16 protein-coding genes are annotated in these 18,852 nt (G+C 75.3%); 11 read left to right on the top strand and 5 right to left on the bottom strand.

Annotated elements, in window-relative coordinates:
- Positions 1 to 18: 18 nt before the first annotated feature.
- Complete coding sequence (locus GA0074704_RS28310; RefSeq protein WP_088973293.1) at positions 19 to 657, bottom strand: TetR/AcrR family transcriptional regulator; 639 nt, start codon at positions 655 to 657, stop codon at positions 19 to 21.
- Between the two features lie 147 nt (positions 658 to 804).
- Between GA0074704_RS28310 and GA0074704_RS29585 the strand changes: the two genes are divergently transcribed.
- From GA0074704_RS29585 to GA0074704_RS28280, 6 genes are read left to right on the top strand one after another with little or no spacing between them, the layout of a single operon-like run.
- Entirely contained in the window at positions 805 to 4,068 is a 3,264-nt protein-coding gene (locus GA0074704_RS29585; protein WP_377472007.1) for a hypothetical protein, read from the top strand.
- A gap of 24 nt (positions 4,069 to 4,092) precedes the next feature.
- Positions 4,093 to 5,067 carry an alpha/beta fold hydrolase gene (locus GA0074704_RS28300; protein ID WP_088973292.1) on the top strand — a complete coding sequence of 325 codons (975 nt, stop codon included), beginning with the start codon at positions 4,093 to 4,095 and terminating at the stop codon, positions 5,065 to 5,067.
- A gap of 5 nt (positions 5,068 to 5,072) precedes the next feature.
- Entirely contained in the window at positions 5,073 to 6,005 is a 933-nt protein-coding gene (locus GA0074704_RS28295; RefSeq protein WP_088973291.1) for a DUF3152 domain-containing protein, read from the top strand.
- A gap of 53 nt (positions 6,006 to 6,058) precedes the next feature.
- A complete protein-coding gene (locus tag GA0074704_RS28290) occupies positions 6,059 to 6,889 on the top strand; it encodes a DUF3152 domain-containing protein (protein WP_088973290.1) in 831 nt (276 codons plus the stop codon).
- 41 nt (positions 6,890 to 6,930) lie between these two features.
- A complete protein-coding gene (gene moeZ, locus GA0074704_RS28285; RefSeq protein ID WP_172881003.1) occupies positions 6,931 to 8,178 on the top strand; it encodes an adenylyltransferase/sulfurtransferase MoeZ in 1,248 nt (415 codons plus the stop codon).
- A gap of 46 nt (positions 8,179 to 8,224) precedes the next feature.
- On the top strand, positions 8,225 to 9,121 hold the full coding sequence (locus tag GA0074704_RS28280) for a prenyltransferase/squalene oxidase repeat-containing protein (RefSeq protein ID WP_088973289.1): 897 nt from the start codon (positions 8,225 to 8,227) through the stop codon (positions 9,119 to 9,121).
- Between the two features lie 43 nt (positions 9,122 to 9,164).
- On the opposite strand, the gene GA0074704_RS28275 is transcribed toward GA0074704_RS28280, so the two are convergent.
- Both GA0074704_RS28275 and proB read right to left on the bottom strand, forming a co-directional pair.
- Positions 9,165 to 10,406 (bottom strand): glutamate-5-semialdehyde dehydrogenase, encoded by a 1,242-nt coding sequence (locus tag GA0074704_RS28275; RefSeq protein ID WP_088973288.1) that lies wholly within the window; start codon positions 10,404 to 10,406, stop codon positions 9,165 to 9,167.
- Positions 10,407 to 10,432: 26 nt separating this feature from the next.
- Positions 10,433 to 11,542 (bottom strand): glutamate 5-kinase, encoded by a 1,110-nt coding sequence (gene proB / locus GA0074704_RS28270; protein ID WP_172880832.1) that lies wholly within the window; start codon positions 11,540 to 11,542, stop codon positions 10,433 to 10,435.
- A 61-nt stretch (positions 11,543 to 11,603) separates the two neighbouring features.
- Between proB and GA0074704_RS28265 the strand changes: the two genes are divergently transcribed.
- From GA0074704_RS28265 to GA0074704_RS28255, 3 genes are read left to right on the top strand one after another with little or no spacing between them, the layout of a single operon-like run.
- Entirely contained in the window at positions 11,604 to 11,915 is a 312-nt protein-coding gene (locus GA0074704_RS28265; RefSeq protein WP_088973286.1) for an MGMT family protein, read from the top strand.
- Between the two features lie 60 nt (positions 11,916 to 11,975).
- Entirely contained in the window at positions 11,976 to 13,400 is a 1,425-nt protein-coding gene (locus GA0074704_RS28260; protein WP_088973285.1) for an MFS transporter, read from the top strand.
- A complete protein-coding gene (locus tag GA0074704_RS28255; RefSeq protein ID WP_088973284.1) occupies positions 13,400 to 14,893 on the top strand; it encodes a pyridoxal phosphate-dependent decarboxylase family protein in 1,494 nt (497 codons plus the stop codon). Before GA0074704_RS28260 ends, GA0074704_RS28255 begins: the two co-directional genes overlap by 1 nt.
- A gap of 1 nt (position 14,894) precedes the next feature.
- On the opposite strand, the gene GA0074704_RS28250 is transcribed toward GA0074704_RS28255, so the two are convergent.
- Together GA0074704_RS28250 and GA0074704_RS28245 are read right to left on the bottom strand one after the other, a co-directional pair.
- Positions 14,895 to 16,151 (bottom strand): hypothetical protein, encoded by a 1,257-nt coding sequence (locus tag GA0074704_RS28250; RefSeq protein ID WP_088973283.1) that lies wholly within the window; start codon positions 16,149 to 16,151, stop codon positions 14,895 to 14,897.
- Positions 16,144 to 16,710, bottom strand: a complete 567-nt coding sequence (locus GA0074704_RS28245) for an RNA polymerase sigma factor (protein ID WP_088973282.1) — start codon at positions 16,708 to 16,710, stop codon at positions 16,144 to 16,146. Before GA0074704_RS28245 ends, GA0074704_RS28250 begins: the two co-directional genes overlap by 8 nt.
- A gap of 196 nt (positions 16,711 to 16,906) precedes the next feature.
- On the opposite strand from GA0074704_RS28245, the gene GA0074704_RS28240 reads away from it, so the two are divergent.
- Together GA0074704_RS28240 and GA0074704_RS28235 are read left to right on the top strand one after the other, a co-directional pair.
- Positions 16,907 to 17,476, top strand: a complete 570-nt coding sequence (locus GA0074704_RS28240) for an NADH-quinone oxidoreductase subunit B (protein WP_088973281.1) — start codon at positions 16,907 to 16,909, stop codon at positions 17,474 to 17,476.
- A gap of 58 nt (positions 17,477 to 17,534) precedes the next feature.
- On the top strand, positions 17,535 to 18,851 hold the full coding sequence (locus tag GA0074704_RS28235) for a DUF2252 domain-containing protein (protein WP_088973280.1): 1,317 nt from the start codon (positions 17,535 to 17,537) through the stop codon (positions 18,849 to 18,851).
- The last annotated feature ends 1 nt before the right edge of the window (position 18,852 follow it).

Here is an 18,852-nt window from a genome sequence, read left to right as displayed (position 1 = left end):
GATCTCGGGGCGGGATGTTCAGGCTGACTCACCTTGCAGCGGGAAGCTGGCGATGCCGCGCCAGGACAGGGCCGCGACCAGCGCCTCCGCCTCCGCCTTCGGCACCTGCCGGCCGCCGGCCAGCCAGAACTGGGCGGCCGTCTCCGCCGCACCCACCAGGCCGGAGGCGAGCAGCTCGGCGTGCGACCGGCTCACCCCGGTGTCCGAGATGATGGTGTCGGTGATCGCCGCGATGCAGCCCTGCTCGACCCGCTCCACGCGCTGGCGCACCGCCGGGTCGTTGCGCAGGTCCGACTCGAAGACCAGCCGGAACGCCTCGCTCTCGTGGTCGACGAAGTCGAAGTACGCCTGCACGGAGGCGCCGACCCGCTCCTTGTTGTCGTTGGTGCCCTTCATCGCGTCGTGCACCTTGGCCACGATCGCGTCGCAGTGCGTGTCCAGCAGCGCCAGGTAGAGGTCCATCTTTCCCGGGAAGTGCTGGTAGAGCACCGGCTTGGAGACACCGGCCCGTTCCGCGATGTCGTCCATCGCCGCGGCGTGGTAGCCCTGGGCGACGAACACCTCCTGGGCCGCCGCGAGCAGCTGCTTGCGACGTGCCGAGCGGGGCAGTCGGGTGGGCCGGCCGGCGGTCTGTGCACCGTTCCCCACAGCGGTCATGGGAACCTCCGAGTTTCTTCGTACGAGCCGGCATTTCACCCGAACCGGTCCGGGTCGGTTGACCCGTCGCGGAATTGGCCCGCCGCTGTAACTTATCGCCACTGTCACCACACGGTAGCCTCAGCGGGGGCTACCAAGGAGCGCGCGGTGAGTGAATCAGGGCAACCCGGAGCCCCCACCCCGGGAGAGCAGGGCGACGGCACGGGCCGGCAGGACGACCTGGCCCGCCCGGTCAGCGGGTGGGAGCCCCCGACCGCCGGCTGGTCCCGCAGCGGTGGCCTCTCCCGGCCGACGGAGCCGGCGCCGCCCTGGCGGCAGGCCGATCCGGCGGGTGGCTGGGCCGCCTCGTCACCGCGCCACGGTGACCTGCCCGCGCCGCTGCCGGCACAGTCCGAGCAGAGCCCGTCCGCCCGGGTGAACGGCCGGCCGCACCTCAACGGCTTCGGCACCGCCGAAGAGCTCCCCACCACCCGACCCGCACCGGTCAGCGCCCCGCCCGTCCCGGGAGTCGGCCCCCGGGACGCCGCCGAGCCGTACCGGGAGGCGGGCTTTCCCCGGGACGCCGACTTTCCTCGCGACCCCGGCTTCACCGGCGACCCGAGCTTTCCCCGGGGGCCCGGCTTTCCGGGGGACTCTGGTTTGCCCCGCGAGCCCGGCTTCACCGGAGACTCCGGCTTTGCCCGGGAGCCCGGTTTCGCCGGGGACTCCGGCTTCTCCCGGGAACCCGGCCCGCACCGGGAGTCCGGCGGATACCCGGAGGTTGACCTCGGCCGGGAGCCTGGCGGGTACCGGGCCGGCGACGGTGACGGCGACCGGCTGGTCGTGCCGGCGCAGCGCCCCGCGCCGACCGTGGAACAGCAGGCCGACCCGTCCGGCGGCGCGGCGCGGCACTCCTCGGGGGAGCCGCCGGTGACCCGAGCCGCCCGTCGGGGTGAGGGCATCGTGCCGTCCTCGGCGCCGCCGGCCGTGCAGGTGCCACCGGTGGGCACCACCGCCTCCGGCTTCGAGGTGCCGCCCGGCTTCCACGCACCGACCGTCGAGCGCCCCGCCGAGGCGGCCACCGAGCCGCCCGCCTGGGCGTCCGGATCCTCCGCCGACGCGGAAACCGAGCCGACCACCTGGGCGTCCGGTTCCTCCGCCGACCGGCCCGTCGAGCCGGCCACCGAGCCGTCCACCTGGGCCGACCGTTTTCCGCCCGAGGCGGGTCGTCCCGACGCCGGGTCGAACCGCCCCGACTCCCTGCCGGCCCGCCCGCGCGAGGAGCCGGAGTGGGTGGGCCCGAGCTGGAACCGCCCGAGCTGGGCTGGGGGCTGGGCCCCGCCACCGTGGTCGCGTGAGGAGCCATGGTCGCGCGAGGACGAGGCTCGGGCGGCGCGCCTGGGCCGTCCGGAGTCCGCCGGACCGGACGCCACCGGCCCCGAGTCGCTGCGCGCCGGCCCGGACCGCCCGTACGAGGCCGTGCGGGCCGAGCCGGCACTGCCGTACGAGCCGGTGCGGACCGAGCCGGCGGCGTCCTATGAGCCGGTGCGGGCCGAGCCGGACCGACCGTACGAGGCGCGCCGGGCCGAGGAGCCGGGACGCCCGCCGACCGAGGCGCCCGCCGGCCGGCCCGCCGCCGCGGCCGTGGACCGCCCCGCCTGGGCCCGCTCCGTGCCGATCCCGGCCAGCGCCCCGCCGGTCGCCGCGGAGGCCGGTGCCGCTGCCGAGGACCGGACGGTACGCCCGTTCCGCTTGCGGCCGATCGCCGACGAACCCGTCACCGCCCCGCCCGCCGGCCCCGATCCCGCCGGCCCCGCGCCCACCGCCGCCGCGCCCGCCACGAGCGGCCCGCCCGGCCCGGAACACCCCCCCACCGCGTCCACCCCGACGAGCGCGCCGCCCTACGCCGCCCGCCGGTCCGCCCCCGAGCCGGTCCCCGCAGCGCAGGCGGTGGCGGACGAGTCGAGCCCGGAGCCGACCACGGCGGTGCTGCCGCAGCGCGTACCCGCGGAACCGGACGTGCCCGTCGTGCCGGAGCCGCCAGCCGTGGAACCGTCCGCCGAAACCCCGGAACTCGCCCGTATCGCCACCCATCTCCGCCGCGACGACGAGCCCGCGCCACTGCGGGACCGTCCCGAGGGCTTCGACGTCAACGCCATCCTGGACGCCGTACGCGAGGTGGCCGGGGTCCGGGACGCGGCGCTGCGGCGTACCCCGGCCGGGGCGCACAGCCTGCGGCTGGACCTGGCCGACGGCGCCGACCCGGCCGAGGTGAGCCGGCACGTGGCCCGGTTGCTCCAGGAGCGGATGGGCCTGGCCGCCGCCCCGCAGAACCTGCCCGACGCCCCGGCCGGTCCGCCGCCGGTCCGCCGCCGGTCCGCCGAGCCGCGCGCGGACGCGGGCCGTGCCCGGTCCGCCGAGTCGAACGCCGACCGGTGGGCGGGCGCCCGCGCGCAGAGCGTCGAGCGGTACGCCGCCCGGCGGGCCGCCGAGGACCCGGGCGACCCGGCCGGCCGTCCCGCCGCCCGCCGCTCGGTGGAGGAGGGCGACTCGTCGACCCGCCGGCCGACCGAGGATCCGGCCGAGCGGGCGACCCGCCGGTCGGCGGCGGACCCGAGCGGCCCGGTGGCCGGCCGTCCCGTCGACGAGGCGAGCGCACCGACGCTGTGGCGCTCCGCCGAGGAACGGGCCGAGTCGATCGCCCGGCGGGTGGGTGAGGATCAGGCCGAGCCGGTCGGGCGGTCCGCCGAGCCGGCCGCGCCCGCCGGTGCCCGGACCGCGCCGGAGGCCGATCCCGCCGAGGTCGCGCCGGTCTCCGCACCGCTCGCCGAGCCGGTCTCCGCGCCGCCGCGCCGCCGCCGGCCGAACAACCCGCACCGGGGCCGGGCCACGGTGGAGGACGCGGTCGCCGCGGTCTCCGCGGGCAGCACCGGCAGCCCGGTCACGGTGGGCGCCTCGTACTCCGGCGGTCAGATGACCACGACGGAGACGGCGCCCTCCCGGCCGCTGGACACCGGCGGCGTGCCCGGTCCGCGGGTGGTGATCGACCACGTGCAGGTCAGCACGTTCGGGCTGGACGCCACGGTGGAGGTACGCCTGATCGCCGGCGACGAGACCGCCGAGGGGCACTCCACCGGCCCGGCCGTGGACGGGTACGTGCTGCGGCTCTGCGCGGTGGCCGCCGCAGCGGCGGTGGACGAGCTGCTGCGCGGGGCGGAGCACCCGTCCGGCCGCGGGCGGTGCTTCGTGGAGCACGCGGCGGTGGTGCCGTTCGGCAATTGCGAGGTGGCCACCGTCGTGGTGCTGCTGGTCTGCGACGGCTGGGTGGAGCAGCTGGCCGGGTCGGCGCTGGTAGCCGGTGACCCCCGGCAGGCGGTGGTACGCGCCACCCTGGCCGCGGTCAACCGGCGGCTCGAGGCGCTGCTGTCCTGACCGTTGCAGGGCAGACTTGAGGGCATGAAGCGCGCCACCCTGGAGCCGGACCACCTCCTCCCCGCGCATCACCTCCCGCCACCGTGGCCGGGCCGGGAGGTCCAGCTCGACGGGACGATGACGTACGTCCGGGACACCCCGGCCACCCGACCCGGCGCGGAGCCGGCGCTCTACGTGCACGGCCTGGGTGGCTCGTCGCAGAACTGGACGGACCTGGCCGGCCTGCTGGCCGACCGCCTCGACGGGCAGGCCATCGACCTGCCCGGGTTCGGCCGCAGCGAGCCCGGCCGGCGCTACACCATCCCGGCCTTCGCCGACCGGGTGGTCCGCTGGATCGAGCACTCCGGGCGCGGGCCGGTGCACCTGTTCGGCAACTCGCTCGGCGGGGCGGTCACCGTGCACGTGGCGGGGTTGCGGCCCGACCTGGTGCGGACGCTCACCCTGATCTCGCCGGCGCTGCCGTTCCTCGACCCGCGCCGGTCGTTGCAGGGCCGGATGCTGCCGCTGCTGGCGGTGCCCCGGGGCGAGCGGCTGGCCGCCTGGCGGCTGGCGCAGATCGCGCCGGAGGTGATGGCCCAGCAGGTGATCGAGGCGTGCGTGGCGGACGCGACCCGGGTCAGCGAGCAACGGCGGCAGGAGGTGCTGGAGGAGATCCTGATCCGCTACGAGGCGACCCACTACGCGGCCGCGTACGTCCGCACGTTCCGCGGCATCGTCTCCAGTTTCCTGCGCGCGTACCTGCCAGGGCCGGGGTCGCTGTGGCGGATCGCGGCGGCGGTGCGGGCGCCGACGCTGGTGGTGGGGGGCCTGCGCGACCGGCTGGTCGACGTGCGGGTGGCGCCGCAGACGGCCCGGGTGATCCCGGACAGTCGACTGTTGATGCTGGACGGGGTGGGGCACGTCGCCCAGCTGGAGGTGCCCCGGTTGGTGGCCCGCGCCGTGCTGGGTCTGCTCACCGAAACGGAGTTCGCCGGAATCCGGCCGGACATGGCAGGCTGACCGGGATGTCCCCGAATCTCCTGCGCCGCGGGGCCGAGACCGCCCCGCGGTCAGCGGCCCCTGACCGTGATCCGGTCGGCCGCTTCTCCGTCTCCGGCCCGAACGGCCGCTGGCGGCGGGCCCTGCTCGTCGCCGCCGTCGCGCTGACCGTCCTGGTGGGTGGCGGTGTCGCGGTGGCGATGGACCGGCCGGTCGCCGGTACGGCCACGGCGCTGCCGCCGACCGGGTCGCCGACCCCGGCGGTCGGCCCGGCCGTCGCGGTGCCGTTCGAGACCAGCCCGATCCCGTCCGCCTCGGGCACCCCGACGGCACGCCCGGCCGCGTCGGGCCCGGTGCTGCGGTTGCCCGGTCCGGTGCCGGCGTCGGGGCGCGGTGTCTTCGGCTACGAGGAGCGGCCGGGTCCGGTGCTCGGGCGTACCGGGCCGCTGCGCCGGTTCCGGGTGGCGGTGGAGGCCGGCTCGGGCGAGGACGTGCACGCGTTCGCGGGGGCGGTGCAGGTCGCGCTGACCGGGCCGGGGAGCTGGGTGGACGGCGGCCTGCGGTTGCAGCGGGTGGGTCGGGGCTCCCGGGCGGACTTCACGATCTACCTGGCCACCGCGGGTACGGCGGGGCGGCTCTGCGCCGCCGGCGGGGTGGACATCCGGATGGGTGGCCGGCCGTACACGTCCTGCCGGACCCGGGGAAAGGTGATCCTGAACCTGGACCGGTGGCGGACCTCGGTGCCGCACTTCGTGGCGGCCGGCGTGCCGCTGGTGGAGTACCGGTTGTACGTGGTGAACCACGAGGTCGGCCACCAGTTGGGGCACGGGCACGAGCGCTGCCCCGGCCCGGGGCGGCCGGCGCCGGTGATGCAGCAGCAGACGCTCTTCCTGGACGGCTGCCGGTCGAATCCGTGGCCGTACCGGGCCGGGCGGCGGTACGCCGGACCACCGGTCTGAGGAATTTGACGTAAACCGGGATATTTGCCCGAATTGCCTGGCATCCTGATGCCATGCCACCCGTGTCCCCTCAGGGCCCGGCCGTCCGGCCCGACCCGCCCAACCCGTACGTCCTGCGTCGCCGGGTCCGGATGCGCCGCCGTCGGCGTCGTACCGCGCTGATCGGGCTGACCCTGCTCGGCGCCGCCGCCGTGGCCGGGGTGACCGGGGACGGCCTCGGCGGCGACCACGCCGACCCGCCCGCGGTCGCCGGCCCCGCCCCCGTGGTGGCCGGCGAGGGTGCGGGCGAGCGGCAGCGGCCGGCCGGCTATCCCCGCGCCGGCTCCGGCGAGTTCGTGGCGGCCGGCGGCGACTCGCCGGTGCAGGGCGCCGACGGGCCGCTTCGCCGCTACCGGGTGGCCGTCGAACGCGGCGTCGGCCAGGACCCCGACGCGTTCGCCGCCGAGGTGGACGAGGTGCTGGGCGACCCGCGCAGCTGGATCGCCTCCGGCGGGCTGCGGGTGCAGCGGGTGGCCGACCCCGAGGCGGCCGACTTCACCATCTACCTGGCCACCCCGGACACCTCCGAGCGGATGTGCGCCGAGGGCGGCCTGCGGACCGAGGGCTACACCTCGTGCCGGCTGCCCGGACGGGTGATCCTCAACCTGGCCCGCTGGATGGACGCCGTCCCGGACTACGGTGCGCCGCTGGCCGTCTACCGGACGTACGTGATCAACCACGAGGTGGGGCACCAGTTCGGCGAGCTGCACGAGGGCTGCCCCGGCCCCGGCCGGCCAGCGCCGGTGATGCAGCAGCAGACGTACGGCCTCGACGGCTGCGTGGCCAACGCCTGGCCCTACCTCGACGGGAAGCGGTACGCGGGCGAACCGCTCGACGGCGTCTGAGTTATTCCCGCTCCCGCATGTCGGGCGACGTGTCCCTCCTCATGGCCAACGGCCGCCGGAGCGAGCGACAATGGCGCGGTCCCACCGCCGATCCCGGGGAGTCCACCGTGTCGTTGCCCCCGCTCGTCGAACCCGCCGCCGAGCTGACCGTTGACGAGATCCGCCGCTACTCCCGCCACCTGATCATCCCGGACGTCGGAGTCGAGGGGCAGAAGCGGCTGAAGAACGCCCGGGTGCTCTGCGTCGGCGCCGGTGGTCTCGGCTCACCCGCCCTGATGTACCTCGCCGCCGCCGGCGTGGGCACCCTGGGCATCATCGACTTCGACACCGTCGACGAGTCCAACCTCCAGCGGCAGATCATCCACGGCGTCTCCGACGTCGGCCGGTCCAAGGCCGAGTCCGCCGCCGCCTCGATCCGCGAGATCAACCCGCTGGTCAACGTGGAGATCCACAACACCGCGCTGGACCGGGAGAACGTCCGGGAGATCTTCTCCCGGTACGACCTGATCGTCGACGGCACCGACAACTTCGCCACCCGGTACATGGTCAACGACGCCGCGGTGCTGCTCGGCAAGCCGTACGTCTGGGGGTCGATCTACCGGTTCGACGGCCAGGCGTCGGTGTTCTGGGCCGAGCACGGGCCCTGCTACCGCTGCCTCTACCCGGAGCCCCCGCCGCCCGGCATGGTCCCGTCCTGCGCCGAGGGCGGCGTGCTCGGCGTGCTCTGCGCGTCGATCGGGTCGATCCAGGTCAACGAGGCGATCAAGTTGCTCACCGGGATCGGCGAGCCGCTGGTCGGCCGGCTGATGGTCTACGACGCCCTGGAGATGGAATACCGCAAGATCAAGGTCCGTAAGGACCCGAACTGCGCGCTCTGCGGCGAGAACCCGACCGTGACCGACCTGCTGGAGGACTACGAGGACTTCTGCGGCGCGGTCTCCGTCGAGGCCCAGGAGGCGACGGTCGACTCGACCATCACCGCCTCCGAGCTCAAGGAGTGGCAGGACGCCGACAAGGACATCTTCCTGGTCGACGTCCGCGAGCCGGCCGAGTACGAGATCGTCCGGATCCCGGGCTCGCACCTGATCCCCAAGGGCGAGATCCTCTCCGGTGAGGCGCTGTCGAAGCTCCCGCAGGACAAGCAGATCGTGCTGCACTGCAAGTCCGGCGTACGCTCCGCCGAGGCGCTGGCCGCGCTGAAGGCGGCCGGCTTCTCCGACGCCGTGCACGTCCAGGGCGGGGTGCTCTCCTGGGTCAAGCAGATCGACCCGTCGCTGCCAACGTACTGACCGTCGCACCGGAACGGCCCTCCCGGGATCGGGAGGGCCGTTCCGCGTGTCACCACCAGAGCGCGGCAACCCGGCCGACTCGCCGAGGCGGAATCACGTTTGCGCCGGTAGCGTGTCCGCCGTGGTCGACTTGGACGCCGCCATCGGCTATGTCGTGGCGCACGGAGATCCGGTGGAACGCGGCCGGCTCTCCCATCTGCGTACCGGCGCGCCGGTACCGGAGGAACTGCTGGAGTCCGCCGAGGCGGGACAGGCCGCGGAGGGCGGCTGGCCGGCCCTGGTCGACGCCGGCATCGCCTCGATCGACGCCACCTGCTTCCGCCTGGCCGAGCTGGACGACCTGGGCGCCCTCGGCCGCCCGGCCGCCCGGCGGGCACTGGACTGGCTGGCCGCGCGGCAGCTCCCCGACGGTGGCTGGGACGAGGACCAGCGACTCGCCGACGCCGCACCGGAATGGGCCCGACCGGGCGACCCGGAGGCCCGCCTCTACCTGACCGCCGGCGCCGCCTTCTGGCTCAGCGTCGGCACCCCCGCCGGCCGGTACGACCAGCCCGCCGGCCCGTACGCCGAGGTGCTGCGGACCGCGGCGCAGCTGCTCGCCGCGCAGCTCGCCCCGGACGGGAGCTGGCCGTCCTTCCTGGCCACCGGCTGGCTGAGCGCGGCCGTGCTGCACCGCCAGCAGCTGTACTACGAGTCGGCCCGGATCCAGATGGTGCTGACCGAGCGGATCCCGCGGCTCTCCCCGTCGAACGTCGCCTGGCTGGCCGCCACGCTGCGCCGGATCGACCTCGGCGACGAGGAGTGGGTGCTGGCGGCGGCCCGCCGGCGACTCGCGGAGACCCAGCGCAGCGACGGCGGCTGGGACAGCGACGACGGCCACCGCTTCGACGTGCACACCACCCTCACGGCGATCCGCGCCTGCCGCCCCCACCCCCGCCGCTGACCCCGCGCCGCCCCGCGCCCGCGCCCCGCGCGGACCGAGCGGGTCAGCGGAGGTGGGCGTCGCCGGTTACGACGTACTTGGTGCTGGTCAGTTCGGGGAGGCCCATCGGGCCGCGGGCGTGCAGCTTCTGGGTGGAGATGCCGATCTCGGCGCCGAAGCCGAACTCGCCGCCGTCGGTGAACCGGGTGGAGGCGTTCACCATCACCGCCGCCGCGTCGACCCGGGCGACGAACTCCCGGGCCGCCGCCTGGGAGTCGGTGACGATGGCCTCGGTGTGCCCGGTGCCGTACCGGCGGATGTGGGCGACCGCCGCGTCCAGCGAGTCGACCACGGCGACGGAGATGTCGGCGGAGAGGTATTCGGTGGCGAAGTCCTCCTCGGTGGCCGGGACCACCGCGGCGGACCACGCCGCCACCTCGGGGGAGCCGTGCACGGTCACCCCCGCGTCGGCGAACGCGGCCAGCACCGCCGGCAGAAAGGCGTCCGCGACGTCCGCGTGGACCAGCAGCGACTCGGCGGTGTTGCAGGTGCTCAGGCGCTGGGTCTTGGCGTTCAGGGTGATCGCCACCGCCTTGGCCACGTCGGCGGTGGCGTCGACGTAGACGTGGCAGTTGCCCACCCCGGTCTCGATCACCGGCACCGTCGACTCCTCGACCACGGTCCGGATCAGCGACGCGCCCCCGCGGGGAATCAGCACGTCCACCAGGCCCCGGGCGCGCATCAGCTCCTTGACCGAATCCCGCGAGGTGGCGTCGAGCAGCTGTACCGCGTCGGCCGGCAGCCCCGCCGAGGCCACCGCGTCGCGGAGCACCGCGACCAGGGCGGCGTTGGAGTGCGCCGCCGAGGAGGAGCCGCGCAGCAGCGCCGCGTTACCGGACTTCAGGCAGATGCCGGCGGCGTCCACGGTCACGTTGGGCCGCGCCTCGTAGATGATGCCGACCACCCCGAACGGCACCCGGACCTGCCGCAGTTCCAGGCCGTTGGGCAGGGTCGAGCCGCGGACCACCTCGCCGACCGGGTCGGGCAGCGCGGCCATCTGGCGCAGCGCCTCGGCGATGCCGGCCACCCGCCCCGCGTCGAGGGCGAGCCGGTCCAGCACGGCCGCGGTCAGCCCGGCGTTGCGCCCGGCCGCCAGGTCCGCGGCGTTCGCGGTCAGGATCTCCGGGGTACGCGCCACCAGCGCGTCGGCCATCGCGTGCAGCGCCGCGTCCTTGACCGTACGCGGGGCGACGGCCAGTTCGTTCGCCGCCTCCCGGGCCGCCCGGGCCTGCTCGGTCACGCTCATCTCGGGTACTCCTTCGGCGGTCGGGCTCACAGCAGGACCAGGTCGTCGCGGTGGACGACCTCGCGCTCGTACGCCGGGCCGAGCGCCGCGGCGAGTTCTCCGGTGGAGCGGCCGAGCAGCCCGGGCAGCTCCACCGCGTCGTAGTTGACCAGTCCCCGGGCGACCGGCGCGCCGTGGGTGTCGACCAGGTCGACCGGGTCGCCGGCGGTGAACGCGCCGTCCACGGCGGTGATCCCGGCGGGCAGCAGCGACTTGCGCCGGCCCACCACCGCCTGCACGGCCCCCGGGTCGAGGTGCAGCCGACCGCGGGGGGCGGTGGCGTGCGCCAGCCAGAAGAGCCGGGCCGCCGGCCGTCGGCTGCTCGGGTGGAAGAACGTGCCGACCGGCCTGCCGGCCAGGGCGTCGCCGGCCAGCGGGGCGGCGGTGAGCACCACCGGGATGCCGAAGCCGGTGGCGATCCGGGCGGCCTCGACCTTGGTGACCATGCCGCCGGTGCCGACCCCGGCCCGGCCGGTGCCGCCGATGTCGACGCCGGTCAGGTCTCCGTCGCCGTGCACCTCGGCGATGCGGGTGCTGCCCGGCCGGGTCGGGTCACCGGTCCAGAGCGCGTCCACGTCGGAGAGGAGCACCAGCAGGTCGGCGTCGACGAGGGCGGCGACCAGCGCGGCCAACCGGTCGTTGTCACCGAACCGGATCTCCTCGGTGGCCACCGTGTCGTTCTCGTTGACGATCGGTACCGCCCGCAGGTCGAGCAGCTTGCGCAGGGTCCGGTACGCGTTGCGGTAGTGCGCCCGTCGGGTCACGTCGTCGACGGTGAGCAGCACCTGCCCGACGGTGCGCCCGTGCCGGGCGAAGGCGGCGGCGTACCGGCCGATCAGCAGGCCCTGGCCGACGCTGGCGGCGGCCTGCTGGGTGGCCAGGTCGCGCGGGCGGCGGGACAGCCCGAGCGGGGCGAGCCCGGCGGCGATCGCGCCGGAGGAGACCAGTACCACCTCCCGGCCGTCGGCGGCGAGACCGCCGAGCGCGTCGACCAGCGCGTCCACCCGCGCGTCGTCGAGCCCGCCCTGCGCCGTGGTCAGCGAGGACGAGCCGATCTTCACGACGATCCGCCGGGCCGAGGTGACTGGTTCGCGCACCCGACCATTCTGCGCGCTCGGTCCCACCGGGCCCGCCGCCGTTCCCATACTCTGGCAGCTCGTGAGACCTGACGAGTACGTCGAGGCGGTGCTGGAGCTGGTCGAGCGGATCCCACCGGGCCGGGTGATGTCGTACGGGGCGATCGCCGACGCGCTGGCCGACCGCTCGGGACGGGCGTCCGCCCGGCTGGTCGGTTCGATCATGGCCCGGCACGGTGGCGGAGTGCCCTGGCACCGGGTGGTGAACTCGGCGGGCCGGCTGCCGCCGGGGCACGAGCGGGAGGCCCGGGCCCGGCTGCTCGCCGAGGGCTGCCCGTTGCGGGGCGACCGGGTGGACATGCCCCGGGCGGGCTGGAGCCCCGAGCCGGGCTGAACCGGTGACCGCCGGGCGGAGGGTGTGACCGGCCGCACAATATGAGTAGCATTCGTGACCATGGACTCGTCGGGGCTGGCCGGGCCGCTGCCCCGGCGGGTGCACGTCGGCTACGCCACCGGCTCGCTGGTCACCGGGGCGTTCGGCACCGTGCCCGGGTTGCTGCTGCTGCCGTACCTCACCGACACCCTCGGCGTCGCCGCCGGGACGGCCGCCCTGCTGGTGCTCCTGCCGAAGGCGTGGGACGTGCTGGTCAATCCCGTCGCCGGGCGGATCTCCGACCGGACCCGCTCCCGCTGGGGGCCGCGCCGGCCGTACCTGCTCGGCGGCGGGCTGGCCCTCGCGGTGCTCTTCGCCGCCATCTTCGCCGCGCCCTTCGGCGCCGGGCCGGCCGCCGGGGCGTACGTGGCGGTGGCGTTCCTGGCCACCGCGACCGCGTTCGCCTTCTTCCAGGTGCCGTACGTGGCGATGCCCGCCGAGCTGACCGGCGACCCGGCGGAGCGTACCCGGATGATGAGCTGGCGGATCGCGGTGCTGGCACTGGCCATCCTGGTCTCCGGGGCGGTGGCCCCGGCCGTGGTGACCGCGGCCGGCGGCGGCCTGGTCGGGCACCGCTGGATGGGCGTCTTCGTGGCCGCGCTGATCGTGGCCGGCACGGTCGGCGCCTTCCTCGGCACCCGGTCGGCGGCGGCCGGCGCGGTGGGGGAGAGCGAACCCAGCCTGCGGGCGCAGCTCGCGGTGGCCGCCGGCAACCGGCCGTTCCGGCTTTTGCTGCTCTGCTTCGTGGTGCAGTCCGCCGGGGTGGCGACCGTCCTGGCCGGGGTGGCCTACTTCGCCGGCCAGGTACTGCGCGACCCGGAGACCGCGCCGACCCTGCTCTTCGCCTGTTTCGTCGGCCCGGCGCTGCTGGTCATGCCGGTCTGGGTCCGGGTCGGCGCCCGAGCCGGGAAGCGGGCCGCGCTGGTCGCCGCGTCGCTGCTCTTCGCGGCCGGCGCGCTGGCCCTGGTGGCCGCGCCGGCGCTGCCGGCCGCCGCGACCTATGCGGTGGTCGCGCTGATCGGCGTCGGGTACGCCGGCCAGCAGGTCTTCGCGCTGGCCATGCTTCCCGACTGCATCGCGTACGACACCGCGCGCACCGGCCGGCGGCAGGCCGGCGTCCTCACCGGGCTGTGGACCGCCGGGGAGACCTTCGGGCTGGCCCTGGGCCCCGGCCTGTACGGGCTGGTGCTCCAGCTCAGCGGCTACGTCTCCTCCTCGACCGGCCAGGCCGCGGCGCAGTCGGCGACCGCCCGGCTCGGCGTCCTGCTCGGCTTCACCGTCCTGCCGGCCGTGCTGGTCGCCGCGCCGGTGCTGCTGCTGCGCGGCTACCGCCTGCCCCCGGCCCATCCGACGCCCGCCGGCCCGGCCGATCCCGCCGCCGCCGGCCCGGCCGATCCCGCCGCCACCGGCCCGGCGGACCGTCCCGAGAGGAAGACCCGAGCCTGATGACCGATCCGGTGTCCACGGGCCCGCTGCCCGCCGAGGGGCTGCCCGCCGCGCGGGTGCTCGACGAGATCCGCGCGCTGCGGGCCGCCGACCGGCCCACCCACGGCGGCCGGCTCTTCGCCTACGTCTACGACCCCGGGGTCGCCGGCCTGGACGAGCTGGCCCAGGCCGCGTACGCCGAGTGCGCCCACGTCAACGGCCTCGACCCGACCGCCTTCCCATCCCTGCTGGCGATGGAGAACGCGCTGGTGGCGGCGGCAGCCCGGCTGCTCGGCGGCGGCCCGGGCAGCGCCGCGCCGGACGTCGTGGGCAGCGTCACCGGCGGTGGCACCGAGTCGCTGATCCTCGCCGTCAAGGCCGCGCGGGACGCCCGGCCCGAGCTGACCGAGCCGCGGATCCTGGTCCCGGTCAGCGGGCACGCCGCCTTCGCCAAGGCCGCGCACTACCTGCGGGTGACGCTCGACCAGGTGCCGGTCGACCCGGCGACGCTGCGCCCCTCGGCCGACGCGGTGGCCGCCGCGATCCGGCCGCAGACCGTGCTGGTCGCCTGCTCCGCCCCCTCGTACGCGCACGGCGTGGTCGACCCGGTCGCGGAGATCGCGGCGGTGGCGGCGGCGGCCGGGGTGCGCTGCCACGTCGACGCCTGCTTCGGCGGCTGGGCGCTGCCCTGGCTGCGCCGCCTCGGCGCGCCGGTGCCGCCCTTCGACTTCACCGTCGACGGGGTCACCTCGATCTCGGTGGACCTGCACAAGTACGCGTACGCGCCGAAGGGGGTGTCGGTGCTGCTGCACCGGGACGCCGCGCTGCGCGCCCCGCAGTACTTCGGGTACGCCGACTGGCCCGGCTACACGATGGTCAACCCGGTGATCGCCTCCACCCGCTCCGGCGGCCCGATCGCCGGCGCGTACGCCACCCTGCGGCACCTCGGGGAGGACGGCTACCTGCGGCTGGCGGCGGCCACCCGGGACGCGGTGGCCGGGCTGGCCGACGCGGTCCGGCGCACCGACGGGCTGCGGCTGATGGCCGAGCCGGAGTCCACAGTGGTCTGCCTGACCGGTGACGACGACCCCGGGCTGGACCTCTTCGTACTGGTCGACGAGCTGGCCGCCCGCGGCTGGCACACCCAGCCCCAGCTGTCGTACGCCGGCCTGCCGGCCAGCGTGCACCTGACGGTGACCGCGGCGGTGGCCCCCCGGGTGGCCGAGTTCGGCCCCGACCTGGCCGACGCGGTGGCCGCGGCCCGGGCGGCCGGCCCGGTCCGGCTCCCCGACGACCTGCTGGCGCTGGTCGGGACGCTGACCCCGGCGGCGCTCACCCCGGAACTGGTCGCCGGGCTGGCCGCCGGGCTCGGCCTGGCCGGCGGCGACCCGGCGGCCGGTCCGGTGCCGACGCGGATGGCGGTGGTGAACACCCTGCTCGACGCCGCGCCGGTCGCGCTGCGCGAGCGGCTGCTGGTGGAGTTCGTCGGACTGCTCCAACGTCCGACCTGGTAGCTCAACTGACGGCCCGGACCTCGGTCGCGTTGCCCGCCGGGGTGAGGTCCGGCCAGCCCCGGTTCTGCCCGTCGTAGTGATCGACCCGGACCCCCTGCACCACCGCCGGAGCCGAACCGTCGACCACGAAGGTGAACGTGAAGTCGCGCCGCTCACCGGCCCGCAGCCCGGCCACCACGCAGGACGCCCAGTACGGCCCGACCTCCGGCAGGGAGCGGCACTGGTCGAAGTCCCCGCCGGCCCGCTCGCCCACCAGCTCCAGATTGATGAAGCCTAGCTGCGCCACGTCGACCGGGCCCTTGTTGGTGACCGTGAGGCTGAGTGAACCGGTCCGTTTCCCGTCCGGCCCCGGGGTGCCCAGCACTAGCTCCCCGCCGGTCAGGGTGAGGTCGGTGAGCCGTTCGTCCGGCCCGAACCCGGTCGGCCCGCCGGTCTGCGTGAACTTCCCGCCCGACCACCGGTACGTCCGCCACTGGTCCCGCGCCAGGTAGGTCGGGGTGTCGCAGCAGGGCTGGATGTCGGCCACCCGGACCCGGACCGAGCCGGCGGAGGTGACCTCGTGCTCCAGCAGGTCGCGCTGCCCCTCCTCCGTGCGGACCACCTGGCCGAGAGTGACGATCCGGCCGGCGGCGTCCCGGTCGAGGGCCACCACCTGCTTTCCGGCGGCCTCACCGTACTGGCAGCCGACCCGGACCACCGTCTCCTCGGCGCCGTCGCCGTCCACGTCCCCGTGGCTCAGCGAGATGAGGAACGGCTGGCCGAGATCGTCCGGCGCCGAGGCGAACAGCCGCACCGGACCCTTCGCGGCACACTGTTCCCCCCAGGGCGGCAGGTCCACCTTCGTGGCGAGCAGCTGGGCCTTGCTGAACCGGCCGTCCGGCGCGGCCGGTGATGTGCTCGCGCTGCTGGCCGGCTCCGCCGATGCGGTGGGCGTGGGCGTACCCGTCGCGGTGACCGACGCAGTCGGTGACGCGGTCGGCGACGGAAGACCCGCCGGGGAGGCCGACGGTGACGGTTCCACCGTCCGGGCCGGGCCGGGCACCGGTGGGGCGGGATCTCGGTCCAACGCCGCCCGCCCGGCGACGGGTAGGGCCACCGCGAGCACCACCGCCGCGGCGGTGACCACGGCCGTGCGGCGGCGACGCCGGCGGACGGTGGTACGCACGGCGCCCGGCCCAGCCGGCCGGACCGCCGGGACGACCGCTTCCCGGTAGCCGGCGAGCGTCGCGCCGACCAGCAGGTCCTCGGGATCAATCACGGTGGTTCACCTCACTCGTCGCGGTGAGCTGGGACGCCAGCGCCGCTCGTCCCCGGTGCAGCCAGGACTTGACCGTGCCCTCGGCGACGTCCTCCTGGGCGGCGATCTGGCTGACCGAGAGATCCGCCAGGTAGTGCAGCACCACCGCGCGGCGGTGGTTCGGGGGCAGTTGGGCCAGGGCCGCGTCCAGCGCCACCCGGTCCGGGCCGGGCCCGGGGACGTGCTCCTCGCGCTGCCGGCGCAGGAAGGACTGGGCGGTACGCAGCCGCCGCCACCGGCTGGAGGCGAGGTTCCAGGCCACCCGGCGCACCCAGGCCACCGGATCGTCGTACCGGGAAACCTTGGACCAGCGGGCGAAAGCCCGGCAGAACGCCTCCTGGACCAGGTCCTGCGCCTGCGCGAGGTCGCCGCAGTACGCGGTGAGCTGGACGGTCAGCGAGCGGAAGTGCGCGTGGTAGAGCTGGTCGAAGTCCACCCCGTCCCGGTCGCCGCCACCCGAGCCGACCGTCGTCGTGTCTGGTGGCGGCTCGTCGAGCCCCGGTTCCCTGGTCACCGTCACCTCGTCCTCCCCGTTGCGTGCCCGGCCTCCGCCAGGGCACGCCGGTACCACGCATCGATGTGGCGCGGGGTTGCAGCGGATCATGGTCGGAAAGCCGACGGTGCCGGGTCGCCGGGCTCCGGCCACCGGTTGCGCCGGTGGCCGCCGTGGCCCTGTGGTTGACTGTCGGTCGCAGGCAGAGCTGAGGGGGCGCGAGGTGCAGTTGCCGGCAGTGCTCGGCGAGCCGATCAAGTTCGTCCTCAACTGGGGCCGTCGCTACTCGCTCTGGGTGTTCAACTTCGGCCTGGCGTGCTGCGCGATCGAGTTCATCGCCACCAGCATGGGCCGGCACGACTTCATCCGGCTCGGGGTGATCCCGTTCGCCCACGGCCCCCGACAGGCCGACCTGATGGTGGTCTCCGGCACGGTCACCGACAAGATGGCCCCGGCGATCAAACGGCTCTACGACCAGATGCCCGAGCCGAAGTACGTCATCTCCTTCGGCGCCTGCTCCAACTGCGGCGGCCCGTACTGGGACTCGTACTCGGTGACCAAGGGCGTCGACCAGCTCATCCCGGTCGACGTCTACGTGCCGGGCTGCCCTCCCCGGCCCGAGGCGCTGCTGCACGGCATCCTGCGCCTCCAGGAGAAGATCGCCGCCGAGCAGTCCGGCCTCGGCGGGGTGTCCCGCCCGGACGCGCTGGCCCCGCCGGTGGACCCGCCGGCCCCCGCCGCCCGGTCGGTGGCGTCGCTGACCGCGCCCCCGGTCCGCCCACCCGCCCCCTGACCGGGCCGCCCGGTCGGAGGAGCCCCGCAGGTGGCCGGGGGGAACTAGCCTGCGCTTCATGAGCGACTCCGCGGACCGGCGGTCCGAGCACATCGTCCGCGTCCTCGTCGACGAGTTCGGCGAGTCGATGACGCGCGACCCGGCGGCGTTCCGCCGCAAGTTCCGCAAGATGGCGGCGTCGCCGTTCGCCTTCTACCGGGGCAGCGCCTCGCTGTTCTACGCCGACCAGCTCGGCGACTTCGCCGACGACCGCTATCTCGACGAGCGGACCAGCCGGGTCTGGATCCACGGTGACCTGCACGCGGAGAACTTCGGCACCTACATGAACGCCTCCGGCCAGCTGGTGTTCAACGTCAACGACTTCGACGAGGCGTACGTCGGGCCGTTCTCCTGGGACCTGCGCCGCTTCGCCGCCAGCGTGGCCCTGCTCGGCTACGCCAAGGCGCTCTCCGACGACACGATCAGCGAGCTGGTGGGCACCTTCGCCCGGTCGTACCTGGCGGAGCTGCGGGGCATCGCCGCCGGCGGGGACGACGCGATCGGTTCGATCACCCTGGACACCGCCGACGGGGTGCTGCTCCAGGTGCTCCAGCGGGCCCGGCTGAACACCCGGGTGGACCTGCTCGCCGCGCAGACCACCATCGACGACTACGACCGCCGGTTCTCCCGCCGGGAGGGGGTCTTCGAGGTCGACGACGCCGTCCGGGCGAAGGTCTGCGCCGCCTACCAGGACTACCTGGAGACCCGGCCCGAGGCGGCGCGGAAGCTGCGCCCGGTGGAGGCCCAGATCAAGGACGTGGTGCTGCGCAAGGGAGTGGGCATCGGCTCGGCCGGGCTGCCGTCGTACAACCTCCTTCTGGAGGGGCACACCCAGGCGCTGGAGAACGACGTCGTCCTCTACATGAAGCAGGCCCAGGTGCCGGCCGTCGCGCGGCACGTCGACGACGAGCGGGTCCGCGGCTACTTCCGGCACCAGGGGCACCGCACGGCCGAGTCGCAGCGGGCCCTCCAGGCGTACGCCGACCCGTGGCTGGGCTTCACCGAGCTGGACGGGGTGGGGCAGCTCGTCGCCGAGGTCTCCCCGTACGCGGCCGACCTGGACTGGGCGGACGTGGACGAGCCGGCGGAGCTGGCCGGGGTGCTGTCGCACCTGGGCCGGGCGGTGGCCCGGATGCACTCGGTGGCCGACGACGAGTCCAGCCACGACCTGGTCGACTACTCCACCGAGGAGTCGATCGTGGCCGCCGTCGGCGCCGACGAGGAGGGCTTCGTGACCTTCCTGGTGGACTTCGCCCACGCGTACGGGGCGCGGGCCCGGCACGACCACCAGCTCTTCGTCGACCTGTTCCGCAACGGCCGGCTGCCCGGGATCTGAC

Origin of the sequence: Micromonospora siamensis (assembly GCF_900090305.1) — a bacterium.
In the GTDB taxonomy this organism is placed as follows: domain Bacteria; phylum Actinomycetota; class Actinomycetes; order Mycobacteriales; family Micromonosporaceae; genus Micromonospora; species Micromonospora siamensis.
Note: the sequence above shows the minus strand (reverse complement) of the source record. Positions and strands in the feature narration are given on the sequence as shown.